Source organism: Ornithinibacter sp. (assembly GCF_035443565.1).
GTDB lineage: Bacteria > Actinomycetota > Actinomycetes > Actinomycetales > Dermatophilaceae > Fodinibacter.
Map to the genome: position 1 here is coordinate 1 of NZ_DAORSO010000037.1, position 11,725 is coordinate 11,725.

The following is an 11,725-nucleotide window of genomic DNA, read 5'->3' on the forward strand; positions in this document are numbered from 1 at the left end:
TCCGCGGCGCCGGGCCCGCACCGGCCGAACCCCGCGCAGATGGTCATTTCGGGCCACAGACAAGTGCGGCACGCAGCGACAGACTGGGCCACACGAGCGCACCCGGGCGGGGTGTGCCCTCCCCCGCTGGAGAAGGCAGGGCCCCATGAGTGCACCCCGACGCCGCGCGGTCATCACCGGAGCCGCCGCCGTGGCGGCCACCGGTCCGATGACGACCGCCACGGCATCCTCTGCTCAGGCCGCGAAGCAGCAGACCGACCTGCTGCGCCGGTCGAGGTTCACCCCGCACGTCGGCTCGACGTTCACCTCGACCTCGGCCGCCGGGCGGTGGTCGGTCGTGCTCGCGTCGGTCGCCGACCTCGGGCCGGGCGGGGTGGCCGGCGGCGAGAAGCAGTTCGCGGTGTCCTTCACCGGCACGCTGCCCGGCGACGGGGTGTACACCTTCGCGCGCAAGGGGTTCACCGCCACACCGCTGTTCGTCGTCGCCGCCCGCGGCAGGCCGCTGGCCGTCGTCAACTGCCTCTGACGGGCCTGGCCCCGGGGCTCACGCCGAAGGGCGTCGCTCCAGCAGGACGTGGACCCCCTCCCCCGCGCCGTCCGCCGACACCGGCTCGAACCCGAGCCGCTCGTAGAGCCGGCGAGCCGGGCTCGTGGCGACAACGTGGAGCTTGACCGGAGCGTGCGCGGCATCCGCCTCGTCGAGGACACCACGCAGCAGTTCCGTCCCGGTTCCTCGACCTTGTTCGTCCTCGACGAGGGCGATGTCGACGACGCGGATGCCGTCCGCCCGCCTGTCGATCACGAGCCGCCCCACGGGGCGGCCATCACGCTCCACGACCCGGTCTTCGGCACCTGGAGCCGTGTGGGCCCAGCCTGCCTCACGCGCCCGGTACTGCTGCTCGAGCAGCAGGGCGAGGGCCGCCGGTGCCAACCCGGCCGCCGAGAACTCGTCCTCGCGGGTCTGCACGTAGAGAGCGAGGAGGAAGGGCCGGTCCGCCGCGAGGGCCGGCCGCGAGGTGACGGGCACGTCAGGGTCGCTGCGGGAAGATGCCCTGGAGGGCGATGCAGTAGTACACGACGAGGTAGGGCGCCATGTTGGTGTGCGGCGCGTCACCGCCGGCCTCCGCGGTGACGGTCGACGCGAGCAGCGCCTGCGGGCCTGACGGCGGGGCGTAGGAGTTGACGCCGCCGCTCTGGTTGGCGAACAGTTCGCCCGAGGGTGAGCGGGCGTAGCCGGCGGCGGCGGACGCCGTGAGCGCATGCGCGTGCGCCGGCATCTCGCTCTCGAGGAGGGTGACGGTGTCGCTGCCACCGGATTCCCCCAGGAAGCGCTGGCTCAGGCCCGGCCCGTGCCCCTCGTGGAGGGGCACCCGACCCTGCAGGTTCGGCAGGGCGAAGGTGGTCCTCCCGTCACCGCCGTAGGTCGTCCCGAGCAGCGAGAACAGCGCCGTGTTCTGCGCGATGGGCATGATCTGCCCGTCGCACCACGCCCATCCCTTCGGGGGGAAGTTGAAGGGGAAGAGTCGGATCTCTGCGACGAACGGGTCGGTCATGGTGTCCTTCGCTCTCGTCAGGCCTGGCTGGGGAAGATGCCGAAGAGGGAGATGATGTAGCGCACGGTCAGGTAGGGCTGCATGTTGTCGTGGGGCTGCGAGCCGCCTGCCGGGGCGAGTCCCTGGGGTGACAGCGTGGTCAGGGGGGCGTCGCTTCCGTAGGCGGAAGCGGCCACTTCGGGCATCGTGCCCGGCACCCCACCCGCCGGGCTGGTCGCGGTGGCGTTCGCGGCGGAACCGATGAGTGCGTGGGTGTGCATGGGCACTTGAGCCTGGGTGAGCGTGACCGACTCGGCCCCGCCGTCCTCGCCGATGACGACCGTGGAGAGACCGGGGCCGGTGCCCTGGTGGACGGGCGCGCGGCCGCGCAGGTCGGGCAGTGCGAAGGTGCTCTGCCCGTCACCGCCGTACGTCGTCCCGATCAGCTGGAAGAGGGTCTCGTACTCGCTGATCGGCAGGAGCTGGCCGTCGCAGTCCATCCACCCGTTGGGCGCGAAGTTCCCGGCGAAGAGTCTGACCTCGCCGACGTACGGAGTACCCATGGCGTGCCTTTCGAGGAGTCAGCTCTGCGAGGGGAAGATGCCCTGGAGGGCGATGCAGAAGCTGAGGGTGAGAAACGGCTGGCGGTTCTCGTGCGGCTGGCTGGAACCGGCGGAGCCCAGGGCGTTCGCGGCCATGGCCACCGGCGACCCGGGCGGCGAGTAGGCCGCCGACCCGGTGCTCGCGGCGAGCCCCACGGTCGGCCCGACGAGGCGGGTGGTGGCCGTCGCTGTCGTCCCGACCACCATGTGGCTGTGCGAGGGCATCTCGGACACGGTGACGGTGTGCGCCGCCTGCCCTCCGACCTCGCCCAGGGTGTGCCCGTCACCGACGTGGGCGGCGACGCGACCGCGCAGGTCCGGCAGGGCGAAGGTGACCCGCCCGTCGCCGCCGTAGGTGGTGCCGAGCAGGGCGAACAGCGCTTGGTTCTGGTTGATGGGCAGCAGCTGGCCGTTGCACAGGGCCCACCCCTTGGGCGGGAAGACGAACGACATCAACCGGATCTCGGAGAGGAAGGGTTCGCTCACTGCTGGCTCCTCGGGTCGTGGGGTCGAGATCGGTGGTCGGGGAGGCTCAGAAGGGCAGGGTGCACGGCACGTAGTTGTTGCCGCTGACCTGGGCGCGGAAGGTTCCGTAGATCCCGCTGCCGAGGGCGCTCCCGGAGTTCACGGAGGACACGTAGGTGACGACGTCGGCTGCCGAGGTCGGGGTCGCGGTGAGCCCGGAGACCCCGAAGTCGTTCGTCGTCTGCACGGTGCCTCGCTTGAACAGGCCGATGCCCGGAGCGGTCCCTCCGGCCACCGAGTTGACGCTCCCGGCGGTGCTGTTGTTGAGGATCTGCAGGCACACCGTGGCGTCCCCGGCGATCTGGTCGCCCGAGGTGACGACGATGCCCGACTCACCCGCGAGCTCGACGGGGGCGGCCACGTTGTTGTTCTGCACCCGGCTGCGCAGGGTGCCGCTGTCCCGCGTCAGCAGGGAGATGCCGCTGCTCTTGGTCGCGCTGACGGCGTTGCCGTCGACGGTGAGGTTGAGGACGGCCGAGTTGAGGTCGGTCGGTCCGACCACCGTCTGCTTGGCCGCGCCGCCCGCGATCCCGAACGCGCCACCGATCTGGCCGGCACCGGGAGCAACCCGGTTGCTGGACACCAGCGAGGTCAGGGTGGCCGCGCCGGTGGAGTTGACCGAGATGCAGTTGCCCCGGTTGGCGCCGAGCGGCTCGTCCACGGTGCCGTTGTTCTGCACGTCGACGAACCCGGTGCCGCGGCCCGCCACGCTGACGTAGATGCAGTTGGTGTTCATCGGGGTCCCGTCCGACGCGCCGCGCACCACGTTGCCGGATATCACCACCTTGCTCCCGGCGTTCGCACCCAGGATCGTCGCCGACGCCCCCGCGACGTTGCCTCCGTAGAGCAGGATGCCGCCGCCGGACGGGAAGTTGAGCACCCGGTTGTTCGCGATCGCCGCTGCCGTCACCGCGGACGCCCCACCGGCCGACCCGAGCGACTGCACGATGACGCCGTGACCCTTCGACGTGGTCGTCGACGTGCTGCTCTGGACGACGTTGCCGGACACCGTGAGCGAGCTGATGGTGCCGCTCTCGTTGTAGATGTCGATGCCGCTGCCGTAGGCGTTCGCCAGCACCGAGTTGGTCACCGACACCACCCCGGACAGGTTGCTCACCCCCGCCGACACGGTGTTGAAGGCGAGGTTGGCGCTGGCGTTGTCGGCGCCACCCAGCCCGCTGCCGTCGACGCGCCCGTTGCTGAAACCGAACCCGGTGACGCCGGTGCCCTTCACCCCGGCCGCCGTGCCGACGTTGGTCACGGACACGTTGTTGAACGAGGGGTTGCGCGTGTTCGTGAGCAGGATGCCGGGTCCGCTCGTTGCCGTGATCGTGCCGCCCGAGACGTCACCGCCTTGGGCCACCGATCCACCGCCCGTCACCGTGAGACCGGCGGTGGCGCCGGTGTTGACGAGCCGGATGCCGTTGACGGCGCCGTTCGCGCTCACCGACCGGAAGGTCAGGCCGGGGGCGCCGATCGTCGTGTTCTCGACGATGACGGCCCCGCCTGACGTCGCGGATGCCGCGTTCGGGCTCCCGCTCGTGGACACCGTGCCGCCCCCTGTGGCGGAGAAGGCCGGGGTCGTCGTGGTGGTCAGCGCGAGCGCCCCGGAGAGCGAGATGGTCGCCCCGGTGTTCGACGACAGCGCGACGCCCTTGCCGGTGATCGCCCCGGAGACGGTGACGGTCGACCCGGTGCGTCCGCTCACGGCGAGCGAGCGGGCACCGCTGGTCGTGATGCTCGCCCCGATGGTCACCGCACCCGAGCCCGCCCCGGAGAGGTCGAAGCCGTCCTCGCCCGAGCCCGAGATCGTCATGGGGGCCCCGACGCCGACCGACGTCGTGGAGACCCCGACCCCGTTGACGCCGTCGCCGGATGCCCCGGAGACGTCGATGCCGGACACGCTCGTGCCGCTCGCGAGGTCGATGCCGTTGCCGGCCGCGTTCGTCAGCACCGGTGAGGTCGCTCCCGGGGCGACGAGGGCGTCGGGGCCGACAGTGATGCCGGTGCGGCTGCTCAGCACCGTCTGGTTCGGCTCGAGCCGCAGACCGCCCTGGTACGTCGCGGTGCCGGTGAACACGAAGATGTGGTCGCCCGCGGAGTCGACGTCAGTGGCGTCGGGCCCGTTGAGCGCCTGGGTGCTGGTCAGCGGCGAGGTCGAGCGGCCGTCGGGGGATGCCGACGACGACGCGTTGTCGACCCACCACACGACCGTGGCGCCGATGGTCACGGTGACCGTGCCGGTCGCCAGCGCCGCGCCGTCGGTGACCGTGTAGGCGAACGAGTCGGTCTGGCCCTTGTCGCCGACTCCCGGGAGGAAGGTGAAGTTGCCGGCCGCGTCGACGGTCGCTGTACCGCCCCCGGTCGAGGCGACGGTCTCGGCGACGGTCGTCAGGGTGTCGCCGTCCTCGTCGAGGTCGTTGGCCGTGAGCACGGCGCCGGTCACCGCGACACGGGGTGCAGGGGTGCCGGGCAGGTTGAGGGCGAACATCGTGTTGCCCACGGCGCCGAGGTACTCGTCAGGGGCGGTCGTCGGGGCGTCGTTGACGTCGGCGACGGTGATCGTGAAGGCCTCGTCGAGGGACAGGCCGGGCGACGCCGAGTCGGTGGCGCGCACGCAGACCTTGATCGTCGGGGTCACCTCGTGGTTCAACGAGGCCGCTGTCTCCAGGGTCGTGCCGTCCACGGCGAAGGACGCACTGCCCGGGTAGGTGCTGCCACACCCGTTGGTGACCAGGGCGAAGGTGAGTGTCTGCCCGGCATCCGGGTCGCTCCCGCCGAGGGTGCCGACGGCCGTGCCTGCGGGCTCGTTCTCGTCGACGCTGCTGTGCGTGAGGGTGACGTCGGTGGGTGCCTCGTTGACGTCGGTCACCGTGATGGTGAACGCCGCCTCGACCCAGTCCCCGGCGGCATCCGTGCTGCGCACCCGCACCGACCGGCTGCCGCCCTCAGCATCGAGCACGGCCGCTGTCTGCAGCGACGTGCCGACGACGGCGAAGAGGGCGTTGTCGGTCGACCCGGCACCCGGCACGAGGGTGTAGGTGAAGGTGTCGAGCGCGTCGGCGTCGGTCGTCGAGAAGGCACCGACCGTGGTGCCGCTCGGCGAGTTCTCCGCCACGACCCGCGGGGTCAGGTCGACCGCCGTCGGCGCGTTGTTCGTCGCGGTCTCGAACGTCACCGCGGTGTTGCCGTCGACGACGTTCGGTGGATCGACGGTGTCGACGTCGGCGACCTCGGCACCGACGACCGTGAAGGTGCACGTCACCCCTGTGGGGAGGGGTCCGCCAGGGGTGACGGCGAACGTGGTGGCGGGGCCGGCATCCGCGGTCACCGCGACGGGGGTGCCGCCGCAGGTGAGGGTGAAGGCGTCGGAGGTCGCGGTGACCGGCTCGCTGAAGGTCACCGAGAGCCCGGCGGAGGTGCCCACGCCGGTGGCGCCGTCGGCCGGGGTCGTCGACACGACGGTCGGGGCCTCGTCAGCGGTGGTGAAACCGACCGTGGCGGTGCCCGCCATCGCGTCCGGCGGATCGCCGCCGTCGACGTCGGAGACCGCGCTCCCGGTGACGGTCAGCAGACACCCTGCGGATGCCGGCAGGGCAGCCGCCGGGTTGACCGTGATCGTCGACGTGCCGCTGTCCTCCACCGTGAAGCCGACCGGGGATGCCGCACACACCAGGTCCAGCGCGGCGGCCGGGACCGCCACCGGCTCGCTGAACGTGAGCACGACGTCGGCACCCACCGCGACGTCGGTGGCCCCGTCGGCCGGCGTGGACGAGACGAGCGTCGGGGCGGCGTCGGTGGTGAACGTGACCACGGGGTTGGTCGCCATGACGTCCGGGGGGTCGATGGCGTCGACGTCGCTCACCGAGCCGCCCAGGACGGTCACGCTGCACGAGGTTCCCTCTTGGAGCGGGGTCATCGGCGTCAGGGTCAGCACTGCGCCGGGGGCGCCCGAGAGGGCGAACGCCACCGGCGTCACTCCGCACGTGAACGCAAAGGCACCGGCCGGCGCCGTGACGGCCTCCGAAAACGTCAGCTGGACGACGGCGGTGGTGGCCACGCTGGTGGAACCGGTCGCGGGAAGTGACGAGGACAGCGTGGGCGCCGCGTCGTTCGGAGTCGCCTGCAGCGGGGTCTCACCGGCCAGGCACAGCGACGGGTCGGTGACGAAGCGCAGGACGCCGCTTCCGGCGGCAGCGCAGAAGTAGACGGTGCCGGACGTGGGAGGCAGGGTGAGCGCGGTGGCGGGCGGACGGCATCCGCTGAAGCTCGTGACGTAGCGCGTGGAGCCCGAGGGCTGGATGCACACCCGGGTCGGCCCCGGCTTGACGGTGACCCTGGTGTCCTTCTTCGAGCACGACGACAGGCTCTGCACCCAGCGCATCTGCCCGTTGCTCTTCAGGGCGCAGGCGAAGGTGAGCTCCGTCGGCGCGGGCACGAGCGAGTCGGGAGCAGCCTGTGCCGGGAGGACCGGCAGCGTGGACCCGACCACGAGGGCGACGATGGCCAGCACACGAGTGACGAACGAGCGCATCCGGGCTCCTCGAGCCGCATGCCGCCCGGCCGGGGGCTGCCTGCTCAGCCGATGCCATCCCGGGTGGCCGTCCCGGCCTCGCCGAACGTAGCACCGGGCGCAGGGCCACCGACATAGTCAATCCGGGCCATCCCTGCGGCGGAACTTCCTCGCCCGATGCCAGAAGGTTCACCATCGCCCCACAAAGGATGTGGGGTCGAGGTGAACCTTCCGGGGTGAAGCCGAGGGGTCAGTACTGCGGGGGCGGGGTGTCCTGCACCGAACCCGCACGCGGCGGGGCCGAGGCGATGCCGAGCCCGGACCGCAGCGCATGGCTGCCCTTGCCGACGTGGGCCGAGTACTTCGGGTGAAGCTTGCTGCGCACGGTGACCTCGAACCGGTCCAGCGCCGCGTTGACCTGAGCGGGGTTCTTCTGGGCGTACTCGCGGGCCTGTTGGGCCACGGTGATGAGTGCCGCCAGCTTGATGGCACGACGTGCCATGGGTGTCCTCCTGGGTGGATCGGGGTCACAGGGTCTGTGGGGTCAACCCATGATCACCCGCGCAGGTTCCCGAGACGCCCGCGGAGTCAGGAGGATTTCGCGGGGTGGGGGGGTCAGTCAGTAGGTGACGTGCAGGCGGCGGGCCGCCTCGGCGATGGACCCGGACAGCGACGGGTAGACCGTGAAGGTCGAGGCCACCTGGTCCACGTTGAGCCGGTGCTGCACGGCCAGGGTCACCGGGAAGATCAGCTCCGAGGCGCGCGGGGCGACAACGACACCGCCGAGGACCAGCCCCGAACCCCGGTGGGCGAAGAGCTTGACGAACCCGTCGGTGATGCCGAGCATCTTCGCGCGCGGGTTGCGCGCGAGCGGCAGCGTGATGACGTCGGCGCGCACCCGGCCGCTCTCGACGTCGGCGTGCGACACCCCGACGGTCGCGATCTCGGGGTCGGTGAAGATGTTGGCGCTGACGTAGTGCAACGGCAGCGGCGCCACGGCGTCACCGAGGGCGTGCGCCATCGCGGTGCGCCCCTGGGCAGCGGCAACCGAGGCCAGCGGCAGCACGCCCGTGCAGTCACCGGCCGCGTAGACGCCGCGCACCGAGGTCCGCGACACCTTGTCGACGACGACGTGCCCCGACGGGGTCAGCTCGACCCCGACCTCCTCGAGCCCGATCCCCCGCGTCAGCGGTGTCGACCCCACCGCGAGCAGCGCGTGCGACCCCTCGACGACGCGGCCGTCCTCCAGCGTCACCCGCACTCCGGCATCCGTGCGGTCCACCGCGGCCATCCGCGAGCGCGACAGCACCTCCATGCCCCGGCGGCGGAAGACGTCCTCGATGACCGTGGCGGCATCCGGGTCCTCGCCGGGCAGCACCCGCTCGCGTGAGGACACGAGCACGACCTGCGACCCCAGACCGAGGTAGGCCTGGGCCAGCTCGGCACCCGTGACGCCGGACCCGACGACGACGAGCCGCTCGGGCAGCGCGTCGAGGTCGTAGATCTGCTGCCAGGTGAGGATGCGCTCGCCGTCGGGGCGCGCGGTGTCCATGACGCGCGGGGTGGCTCCCGTGGCGACGAGCACGACGTCGGCAGCGAGGTCCTCAGTGCCCTCCGGGCCCTCGACCCGAACCGACGTGGGCGAGGTGAGGGATGCCGTGCCCGCGACGTGGCGCACCCCGACCTCGGCCAGGCGCGTCGAGATGTCGGCACTCTGGGCGGCGGCCAGCGCACGCACCCGACGGTTGACCTCGAAGAGGTCCGCGACGGCATCCGAGACCTCGTCGCCCTCGGCGTCCTCGAGGTTGACGCCCAGCCCGTGGGCGGTCTCGAAGTCGCTCATGTAGTCGGCCGTGGAGATGAGCGCCTTGCTCGGCACGCAGTCGGTGAGCACGGCGGCCCCGCCGATGCCGTCGCGCTCGACGATCGTGACGTCGGCCCCGAGCTGGGCCGCGACCAGGGCAGCTTCGTACCCGCCGGGACCTCCACCGAGGATGACGACTCTGCTCGACCGTGCGTTCACGGCACCCATCCAACCACTGCGCGGGGACTGCGCCCGCAGTGAACAGGCGATGACGAGCACACCACGAGTCACCCCGCTCAGGTCACGTTTTGGTCTCGCCCCCACCAAAAGGCCCAAAGGTCCGGTTTCATACCAACAACGAAGGGTCGCCTGCTCGACGCGGCCCTCCCGCGGGAGTCCCCCCCGTGTCACTCACCAGGAGGTCAACGATGACTCACCCCTTCACCCGACGTGCCGGCGCGCTGGCCGTCATCGGCTTCGCCGCCGCTGCCGTCGTCGCCTGTTCCCCGCCCGCCGATGAGGAGACCCCGGCACCGGCCGGTTCCTCGGGATCGGTCGACGCGAAGACCGCCACCTCCGCCGAGGCCTTCGGTGGCATGGAAGGGCTCGTCGCCGCCGCCAAGGCCGAGGGCAAGCTCAACGTGATCGCCCTCCCGCCGGACTGGGCGAACTACGGCGAGATCATCAAGGGCTTCCAGGCCAAGTACCCCGAGATCACGATCACCAGCGACCAGCCGGACGCGAGCAGCGCCGACGAGATCGCGACCGCCGAGCGCCTCAAGGGCCAGGCCGGCGCTCCCGACGTGTTCGACCTCGGCGCCGCCGTCGCCCTGGCCAACACCGACAAGTACGCGGCCTACAAGGTGGCCACCTGGGACGACATCCCGGCCGACCTCAAGGACGCCAACGGCCTGTGGGTCAACGACTACGGCGGCTACATGAGCATCGGCTACGACTCGGCCAAGGTGCCCGCCCCGACCAGCGTCGCCGACCTGCTGAAGGCCGACTACAAGGGCAAGGTCGCCCTCAACGGCAACCCGACCGAGGCCGGCGCCGCGTTCGCCGGTGTGCAGATGGTCTCCATCGCGCAGGGCGGCACCGCTGCCGACCTCACCAAGGGCGTCGACTTCTTCAAGCAGCTCACCCAGGCGGGCAACTTCCTGCCCGTCGACCCGACCCCCGCCACCGTCGAGTCGGGCCAGACCCCGCTCGTCATCGACTGGGACTACCTCAACGCCGGTCTCGCGGCCAAGCTGCCGACGTGGAAGGTCATGGTGCCCAAGGAGGCCGTCGTCGCGGGCTTCTACTACCAGGCGATCAACGTCGACGCCCCGAACCCGGCGGCCGCGCGCCTGTGGCAGGAGTACCTGTACTCCGACGAGGGCCAGAACCTCTGGCTCAAGGGTGGCGCCCGCCCGGTCCGCTTCGAGGCGATGAAGACCGCCGGCACGCTCGACGCCGCCGCCGCTGCCGCACTGCCCCCCATCGAGGGCACCGCGGTGGTCCCGACCCAGGCTGACGCCGAGGCCGGCAAGGCGTACCTCGCCGAGAACTGGGCCAACGCCGTTGGCTGACGCCTCGCGCAAGAGGGCACTGGGCGGTCGTCGACCGTCCGGTGCCCTCTTGGGCGTCATCCCGTTCTTCGCCTACACCACCGTCTTCCTGCTCATCCCGACGCTCGTCGTCATCGTGGGCGCCTTCCTCGACGCCGACGGGGCACCCACCACCGCCAACATCGAGGCGCTCACCTCACCGTCGGTGGTGCGCGGCCTGCGCAACTCGGTGGTGCTGTCCGCGGTGACCGCGGTCGTCGGCGCCATCGTGGGCGGCATCCTCGCCTATGCCGTCAGCACGGCATCCGCGACGAGCGTGGTCAAGCGCTTCATCACCTCGCTGTGCGGCGTCCTCGCGCAGTTCGGCGGTGTGGCCCTGGCCTTCGCGTTCGTCGCGTCCTTCGGGGCCACCGGCCTCATCACCGCCTGGTTGGCCGCCATCGGCGTCGACACCGGCACCGGCTTCTGGCTGTACGAGTGGAACAAGGGCCTCATGCTCATCTACCTGTACTTCCAGATCCCGCTCATGGTCATCGTCTTCCTGCCCGCGGTCGAAGGCCTTCGCCCCCAGTGGCGTGAGGCCACCGAGACCCTCGGCGGCACCACCTGGACGTACTGGCGCCGCGTCGCCGGGCCGATCCTCATGCCGTCGTTCGTCGGAGGCATGCTGCTGCTGTTCACCAACGCCTTCTCCGCCTACGCCACCGCCAAGGCGCTGATCTCGCAGGGCTCGCCCCTGCTGCCGCTGCAGATCGCGGGCACGATGAGCTCCGAGGTCATCCTCGGGCAGGAGAACGTCGGCAAGGCGATGGCGCTCGCGATGGTCGTCGTCGTGGCGCTCGTCATGACGGCGTACGTCATGCTCGACCGCCGCACGAGCAAGTGGATGCCGCGATGAGCGGCCAGCGCGCGACGTTGCGTCGCCGTCAGACCACCTTCCGCTGGGTCGCCGTCCTCCTGGCCACCTTCCTGTTCGCCCTCCCCCTGCTCGGCATGCTCGACTTCACGACGCAGGGCCCCGGCGGGGTCGGGCGCACCGCCGACACCTGGCGCACGCTCGTCGACGTCAGCACGATCACCACCGACTACCCGGCGCTGCGCCAGGGGTTCCTCGCCTCCATCGGGCTCGCGATCGTCACGCCCCTGGTCATGCTCGCGATCCTCGTGCCGACGATGACCTGGGTGCGCCTGCGCCT

General features: G+C 71.3%; 10 protein-coding genes and 1 pseudogene. 4 read left to right on the top strand and 7 right to left on the bottom strand.

All coding sequences use genetic code 11. The annotated features are described in order from the left end of the window. The first annotated feature begins 145 nt into the window (after window positions 1-145). Window positions 146-526 (top strand): DUF6916 family protein, encoded by a 381-nt coding sequence (locus tag PLL68_RS06225; RefSeq protein ID WP_324532672.1) that lies wholly within the window; start codon window positions 146-148, stop codon window positions 524-526. A gap of 18 nt (window positions 527-544) precedes the next feature. Here the strand turns inward: PLL68_RS06225 and PLL68_RS06230 are convergent, their stop codons facing one another. From PLL68_RS06230 to PLL68_RS06260, 7 genes are all read right to left on the bottom strand, one after another. Further along, window positions 545-1,027, bottom strand: a complete 483-nt coding sequence (locus PLL68_RS06230) for a GNAT family N-acetyltransferase (RefSeq protein WP_324532674.1) — start codon at window positions 1,025-1,027, stop codon at window positions 545-547. A gap of 1 nt (window position 1,028) precedes the next feature. Next, window positions 1,029-1,553 carry a phage tail protein gene (locus PLL68_RS06235; RefSeq protein WP_324532676.1) on the bottom strand — a complete coding sequence of 175 codons (525 nt, stop codon included), beginning with the start codon at window positions 1,551-1,553 and terminating at the stop codon, window positions 1,029-1,031. A 17-nt stretch (window positions 1,554-1,570) separates the two neighbouring features. After that, window positions 1,571-2,095 carry a phage tail protein gene (locus PLL68_RS06240; protein WP_324532678.1) on the bottom strand — a complete coding sequence of 175 codons (525 nt, stop codon included), beginning with the start codon at window positions 2,093-2,095 and terminating at the stop codon, window positions 1,571-1,573. 18 nt (window positions 2,096-2,113) lie between these two features. Continuing rightward, entirely contained in the window at window positions 2,114-2,620 is a 507-nt protein-coding gene (locus PLL68_RS06245; RefSeq protein ID WP_324532680.1) for a phage tail protein, read from the bottom strand. A 46-nt stretch (window positions 2,621-2,666) separates the two neighbouring features. Beyond that, entirely contained in the window at window positions 2,667-7,193 is a 4,527-nt protein-coding gene (locus PLL68_RS06250; protein WP_324532682.1) for an Ig-like domain-containing protein, read from the bottom strand. Between the two features lie 229 nt (window positions 7,194-7,422). Continuing rightward, window positions 7,423-7,674, bottom strand: a complete 252-nt coding sequence (locus tag PLL68_RS06255; protein ID WP_324532684.1) for a hypothetical protein — start codon at window positions 7,672-7,674, stop codon at window positions 7,423-7,425. A 117-nt stretch (window positions 7,675-7,791) separates the two neighbouring features. Then, the gene (locus tag PLL68_RS06260; protein WP_324532686.1) at window positions 7,792-9,204 is read right to left on the bottom strand and encodes an NAD(P)H-quinone dehydrogenase; all 1,413 of its coding nucleotides are present in this window, start codon (window positions 9,202-9,204) and stop codon (window positions 7,792-7,794) included. Window positions 9,205-9,404: 200 nt separating this feature from the next. On the opposite strand from PLL68_RS06260, the gene PLL68_RS06265 reads away from it, so the two are divergent. From PLL68_RS06265 to PLL68_RS06275, 3 genes and pseudogenes are all read left to right on the top strand, one after another. Further along, a complete protein-coding gene (locus PLL68_RS06265; RefSeq protein WP_324532688.1) occupies window positions 9,405-10,550 on the top strand; it encodes an ABC transporter substrate-binding protein in 1,146 nt (381 codons plus the stop codon). 49 nt (window positions 10,551-10,599) lie between these two features. Next, window positions 10,600-11,427, top strand: coding sequence for an ABC transporter permease (locus tag PLL68_RS06270; protein WP_324532690.1), 828 nt, complete (start codon window positions 10,600-10,602; stop codon window positions 11,425-11,427). Beyond that, window positions 11,424-11,725, top strand: a pseudogene (locus tag PLL68_RS06275) (ABC transporter permease); the annotation flags it as partial. The gene PLL68_RS06270 and the pseudogene PLL68_RS06275, both read left to right, overlap by 4 nt.

Bases quoted from the DNA above. Each gene is read 5' to 3' on its own strand.
- PLL68_RS06225 (WP_324532672.1), top strand. From the start codon at position 146: ATGAGTGCACCCCGACGCCGCGCGGTCATCACCGGAGCCGCCGCCGTG.
- PLL68_RS06235 (WP_324532676.1), bottom strand. From the start codon at position 1,553: ATGACCGACCCGTTCGTCGCAGAGATCCGACTCTTCCCCTTCAACTTC.
- PLL68_RS06240 (WP_324532678.1), bottom strand. From the start codon at position 2,095: ATGGGTACTCCGTACGTCGGCGAGGTCAGACTCTTCGCCGGGAACTTC.
- PLL68_RS06250 (WP_324532682.1), bottom strand. From the start codon at position 7,193: ATGCGCTCGTTCGTCACTCGTGTGCTGGCCATCGTCGCCCTCGTGGTC.
- PLL68_RS06255 (WP_324532684.1), bottom strand. From the start codon at position 7,674: ATGGCACGTCGTGCCATCAAGCTGGCGGCACTCATCACCGTGGCCCAA.
- PLL68_RS06260 (WP_324532686.1), bottom strand. From the start codon at position 9,204: ATGGGTGCCGTGAACGCACGGTCGAGCAGAGTCGTCATCCTCGGTGGA.
- PLL68_RS06265 (WP_324532688.1), top strand. From the start codon at position 9,405: ATGACTCACCCCTTCACCCGACGTGCCGGCGCGCTGGCCGTCATCGGC.